We start from the raw sequence: 5,630 nt of genomic DNA, 5'->3' as shown, positions 1-5,630 counted from the left end.
TGTCCGCTAGAGTTAAGCTCAGAATCTCTACGGATTTATAAATATCAGGAGTATTCTAACTCCTCACTGTCCGGAGAGTTTAGCGTAGCACCTCTCCGGATTGGTAAAGCAGGAGGTTATCCAGACTTCTCTGATCTACAATTTAAAGATTAAGGGAAACACATTTAGTGGTTTTATTTGGAAATATGGGCAATTTTTAGTATATTCTTTCTTATAATCCATGCTTTAAGGCCATTAAATACTTATCTGCGCTGATCCACTAAATCTGCGGGAGCTATTTTTTGTCGCCCGCAGATTTACACGAATTTTCGCAGTTAATTTCGGAAATATAGCATAGAACAAGATTTGTTCTTTGTGAAAAAATGCTCCCGAAAAGGCGCAGAGAGGCATTTTTTGTTAAAGTTAATCCTGAAGGTATAAATAGGATCGAGTCTGAAGACTCTCAATATTTGCTAATACTTAGAGACCGCTACGCTAAACTCTAAGGACAGCGGAGATGATAAGGAAAAAATAAAACGAGCAATACCTCAATCAGTAAGAAAATATTTAGGATTTGATTACTAATTATGTCTTAAAATAGAATATTGTAATAAAAAGAATATCAAGATGCTCTGTCAGGTTTAATTGACCAAATTGTTCTATCTATTCAAAACGGAGATACACTTCTATTAGGATTTAATTATTCTTTGTATATTAAAACTAAGCTTCCAGAAACCTTGTGTTAAAAAGTACTAAAATACTTATATCGGTAATTTTATTTCCTTTCCGCCTGCATATTTGGGGTGTTTGCAATTATCTTCTTACTGAATCGATGATAATACAATTGGTATTTGGGACTGATAATTTACGATTTTAATTAAAAGTCTCGATAATCTACTTTTTGAAAATCAAATTAATTAAAAATCTACCAATTTTTGCGTTAAAACCGCCACGAGTTAAGGGTATTCCTGTTTTTCGTGCTACTCTCTGCTTAAATACTGTGAAACCAATCAATCTAAAAAACGAGAAGCTTAATCCAAATTTTTTGCCCATAAACTACAGGTTTTTCCAGCCTTTCACCTTTCCCTCAGTTAATCTGACCGAAAATTTATAAGATTCTGTTTTCATTCGATTTTTGTACTTTCCGTAGTACCATACCTCTGAGATTTTTCCTCTGATTAAATTAGATTCCTTGTGATCAGGATTCCCTTTTGCTAACAAAAGCAACTCTTCATCCATATTATCAAAGATTTCACCATTCAAGGCCTTTTCATAGTTCAATTTACCGTACTTGGATATAACTGATTCTATATCCCTTATTTTTCTTGATTGGATTTTTTTTGAAAGCTTTTTCCTTTTTTCATTATTTTCTGATTTCAAAAGCAAATACTTATCCCACAGAGGATGCGTCTCATTAAAGCTTGTTAGCTTTATTATTTTTTCATCGGGACATTTATTATTTAGAACTGCTTCTACAATTTTTATTTTCAGATAACGCTTTTCATCATCAGACAAAGCATTCACATTTACATATCGTCTAGCATAGAATGGAACCTCTTGCCCAGAAATCATGGCATTAATCACCGACTTTCTCATGTCATCAACTAACAAATCCCCCTCTTCTAATAATTCCTTAAGATCTTGATCGCTATTTATAGCATCTTCAAGTCGATTTTTAAAAATATTAGAAATAATTTTAGAAAAAAACATACTGTTATTTTTTTAAATAAATACTTACTGCAATATAGAATTTTTATAAGATATTGTAAGTTCAAGTACGAATAGATGAAAGCTTACAAAAATTTAATTTGATTTAATTCTTATACTTTAAAATTGTACTTTTTGGTTGAGAAGCTAACAATGTCTACTACTAATTCATTGTTAGTCAATTGTTTATTAATTTATAAATGAAGTTATCAGTTAGTGATTCAGATCTATTAGGATTAGTTCACCTCATTAGATTATATGGTAAAAATCTTTCTAAAACATGGAGTTACACTATTACTCATCTAATTAGAAAAATACATGATCAGGAACATTTTCCAGTTACCGACATGGTAAAGAAAGAGTTAAATGCGGATTCCCTTAACAAATATCAGAGGCAGAAGTTGAATCGTAGATTAGAAAATGATTCATTAATGATTGAACACATGATCGCTGTACAAAGTATTATTAACGTTATTATGAAATTTCAATATTCAAAAAATGATAATGATGCAATAAGAGAATTAAGAAGTATTTTGGAGGCAAATACTAACTGTATAATTAAATTTGCAATTAAAGAAAAAGATTTAAAAGGAATATAATAAGATATAAATAGTATTAAGCTATTTAACAATTTTAGAAAGAAGCATCAATAAATGCAACTTTTAACATGAAATTAAAAGTAGCATTTATTGACTGAATTCAGATTTTTAAGCAATCACTCCTTTCTTTAATTAGAGCTAATTATCCAATATATAGTATCAAATTTAGCTACGGTAGTATATTATCTACCGCACTATTTCAATTTAATGGTCGCAATTTTAAAATGTAAGCGGAATTAACGCTCCCCTGTAATAATTAGTTTGGTAAACATATCAACCAACTCTTTCTCTTGTGCCGTGAATTTTCCATCTGCAGAGGCAGTATAGTCGAAATAGGTAACTATATGTTTTCTACCATCAATTGAACTCAAATTATTAAATAACCATAAGCAACATTCAGCTGCAGCTTCAATTCTTTCAGCTTGATTTAATGAATTGTGCCATACTCCGGCTTGCTGAAAAAATATACCAGCATCTTCAATACTTAAATCATGAAATAACCCTTCACCTCCTTTTCCTGCTAGAGAAACAACAGTTTGTTTGATATCATCCCACTCGTCATCTGTAACTCCGTCTATACTTGCAATAACAATATTTGAAAAAATAATGGAAATTGCTGCATTTAATTTTTCTGGTCTCATGTTTGTTTTTTAAAATAAAATGATTATTATTAATTTAATTTTTTCTTTTTGTAACAAATTATATTTGTTGTATGGTTAATAATAGATTAGCACAGCTTATTTAGATAATTTTTATCCACTTTATAATGAGGCTAGATAGTTACTATTACGTAGTTAAAAATAAGTTCGATTTAATTCAGTTTTTTTATTTCAAGAATTTATCTTCTAAATTCCGATTGTAACGTCAACTCTAATGTCTTTCGTCGTCGGGTTTATATATATATTAATTTTATAATCATCTTTGTTATCTGTAATTGAATTATAGACTTGCCATCTTATTTGTGCTAATTTTTCACAGTAACCATCATTGATTTCATTTATTAAAAGATAAAAGTCTTTTGCGAGTTCGGTTATCTGAGCAAATTCCCAAGCATTTTCATTATCTGGCAAACCCCAATCTTTAATTGGATTCCAATTAACAGTTCCATCGGTTGACAACTTTGTACCCAATGTTAGAAAAGCTTGAATTGCTTTTCGGTCCTCAAATTTTTCGAAAAAGCTCATTCTCAGTTTTAAAGTGCTATTTTCAAAATATATTGGAAAAGTATCTTTTGTCATACCTAGATTATTGTGTTTTTTCAAAACTTTATCAATGCTATTTTGTATAATGTAAGTAACATAGGGGTCAAAACTCTTATCTTGATTTTCTGTTACAATCATGTCGTCCCAGAAATATAATTCTATCCTGAAACCACTAGTAAATACGTTTGATGCATAATCTTCTTCTTCTTCATTCAACCTATCTAGATAACCTTCATATAAACAGTTGCTGTGTTCTCGTAACCTTACATAAGCCTTATCGCGATATTCATCATTTTCAATTTGATCTATATCTAATCCAGGATATAATTCTTCAATATCTTCATAATTATTATTAGCATAAACAAATGCACCAATAGGGTCATGGAATTCATCTACATATGTTCCGTATAAAACAATAGCACTATCTATTTCCGTAAAATAATTGATTAATTTTTTTAGATACGACTCAGGTAGATCCCATGCATTTTCTAAATAAAATTCAACTTCAGATTGAAATATTCCTCTATTATAATACCCATCATGAAACGTAATATAAAATTGCTTACCACCTACATTTTTGTTCATCCAATCTATTGAAATGCCATCTTCTCCAAAATTTATATCGTATAATTTACTTAAGTGCTCCTCCACTTCTACTGAACTATTTTTTTCAGTTGTTGGAAATAGTTCTATGAATTTTTTGAAACTTTCTTCATTTAGATTAACTAACTTAACGAAAGTTGACATAATATTTGCCATATTATTTTATATGTTAATAAGCCTTTAGTGTAATTATGAATTTTAATTGTTTGATGGTTCTGATTCCATATTCAGATGCGTTTGATGAAATCCTATATTAATACTAAACCTAAATATTATAGAAATAAGTTTTCCTAAACTGTTGCTCTCTGTTCTAGCCTTATAAAATAATTCTTTCCCTTTTTCAGAATCAAAATCATGCCCTAAAAAAAGGGTATATGACCAATCTGAATTATTATAATCTCCCATAATTACAGTGTCAACTGAGGATTCAAATTCATTCATGAGCTCAATGGAAAATGTTTTCCCGTCGTTTTATCGACCCCTGTTGTCAAATTTTTCACCACTAGATGTGCAAGAAAAAAGATTAAAAATAGCTACAATAAAGATTAATGATTTTTTAATATAACTTAAATTTACTAAGATCAAAATTATGTTATAACCTATTGAAATCCTAAATATTTTACGTTATTTGCGTTCCTTCACGGAAATTCACGTATTTCACGAATTTCAAAAAGGAGTTGTGTGAACTTAACTGAGAATCTTATGAAGCTAAAACTCATTGAAACAAAACCATTAAGGAATCTGAGTCTGAAACTTCCTAAAAAAAGAGAGGAAGTTATAAATAGGTCTAAATGTTATATTGTTTATTAAATTTTTCACCTGACTTTCGGTCAAAATAACGACCATTTTTTTCTTGGGATGTTGTTTTACTGTCTTCATGTTCTTCTTTAACAATAAATATCAAAGAAAACCTAAATGGGATAATAATAGATGGTTTTTCTAAAATTTCAGAAAAATTTTTTTTACTGATTTCTCATAGAAAGTTTCACAAAGACTTTTTATGAGATAAAAATTTCACGGGAATATTTATCCCCCCTGTACAAGTATCAAAAAACCTCCCTTAAAAAAGGTAGGATTTGAGGGGGCCGGGAGCCCACCCCTTATCAAAGATTTAAATAAATCTTTCCGGTGCATCTTCACCGGATCATAAAATATGTTTGGCTATTCTTAATAAAGAGAATATCATGCGCTGGGCGCAATCTTAAATTTGTTTGGCTCTGTCGAGGATGGAGGCGAACAGGTCCTGAGAGAATCCGAAAATATGTTTGGCTTTTCACGAGAGATTGATTGTGACCAGGTCCTGGGAATGAATTCTAAAAATTGTTTGGCTTCTCCTCTGTCCGTAGAGTTTAGCGCAGCGATCTCTACGGATTATTCAATGTCAGGAGTCTTCTGACTCCTCTTAATTCCAAAAATTTCACCCCAATCCACCCCAAAATGCAAAAAACCCCCAGAACTTTACGTTTGGGGGCTTTATTGCGGACCGGACGGGACTCGAACCCGCGACCTCCGCCGTGACAGGGCGGCATTCTAACCAACT

5 protein-coding genes are annotated in these 5,630 nt (G+C 30.9%); 1 reads left to right on the top strand and 4 read right to left on the bottom strand.

Going from position 1 to position 5,630, the window contains the following annotated elements; translation table 11 throughout:
* Positions 1–1,035: 1,035 nt before the first annotated feature.
* Positions 1,036–1,689, bottom strand: coding sequence for a hypothetical protein (locus ACIQ0D_RS11110; protein ID WP_395805603.1), 654 nt, complete (start codon positions 1,687–1,689; stop codon positions 1,036–1,038).
* A gap of 197 nt (positions 1,690–1,886) precedes the next feature.
* On the opposite strand from ACIQ0D_RS11110, the gene ACIQ0D_RS11105 reads away from it, so the two are divergent.
* Positions 1,887–2,285, top strand: coding sequence for a hypothetical protein (locus ACIQ0D_RS11105; RefSeq protein WP_395805601.1), 399 nt, complete (start codon positions 1,887–1,889; stop codon positions 2,283–2,285).
* A 236-nt stretch (positions 2,286–2,521) separates the two neighbouring features.
* Here ACIQ0D_RS11105 and ACIQ0D_RS11100 read toward each other — a convergent pair whose 3' ends face one another.
* The 3 genes from ACIQ0D_RS11100 to ACIQ0D_RS11090 form a co-directional block, all read right to left on the bottom strand.
* Positions 2,522–2,926, bottom strand: coding sequence for a hypothetical protein (locus tag ACIQ0D_RS11100; protein WP_395805599.1), 405 nt, complete (start codon positions 2,924–2,926; stop codon positions 2,522–2,524).
* Positions 2,927–3,130: 204 nt separating this feature from the next.
* Positions 3,131–4,246: a hypothetical protein gene (locus tag ACIQ0D_RS11095; protein ID WP_395805597.1), complete on the bottom strand. Its 1,116-nt coding sequence runs from the start codon at positions 4,244–4,246 to the stop codon at positions 3,131–3,133.
* 42 nt (positions 4,247–4,288) lie between these two features.
* Positions 4,289–4,531 carry a hypothetical protein gene (locus ACIQ0D_RS11090; RefSeq protein ID WP_395805595.1) on the bottom strand — a complete coding sequence of 81 codons (243 nt, stop codon included), beginning with the start codon at positions 4,529–4,531 and terminating at the stop codon, positions 4,289–4,291.
* Positions 4,532–5,630 lie beyond the last annotated feature (1,099 nt).

Source organism: Daejeonella sp. (genome assembly GCF_044342615.1).
Lineage (GTDB): Bacteria > Bacteroidota > Bacteroidia > Sphingobacteriales > Sphingobacteriaceae > Daejeonella.
Note: the sequence above shows the minus strand (reverse complement) of the source record. Positions and strands in the feature narration are given on the sequence as shown.

Excerpts from the sequence above, each read along its gene's own strand:
- ACIQ0D_RS11110 (WP_395805603.1), bottom strand. The coding sequence starts at position 1,689 with ATGTTTTTTTCTAAAATTATTTCTAATATTTTTAAAAATCGACTTGAA.
- ACIQ0D_RS11090 (WP_395805595.1), bottom strand. The coding sequence starts at position 4,531 with ATGAATGAATTTGAATCCTCAGTTGACACTGTAATTATGGGAGATTAT.
- ACIQ0D_RS11095 (WP_395805597.1), bottom strand. The coding sequence starts at position 4,246 with ATGGCAAATATTATGTCAACTTTCGTTAAGTTAGTTAATCTAAATGAA.
- ACIQ0D_RS11105 (WP_395805601.1), top strand. The coding sequence starts at position 1,887 with ATGAAGTTATCAGTTAGTGATTCAGATCTATTAGGATTAGTTCACCTC.
- ACIQ0D_RS11100 (WP_395805599.1), bottom strand. The coding sequence starts at position 2,926 with ATGAGACCAGAAAAATTAAATGCAGCAATTTCCATTATTTTTTCAAAT.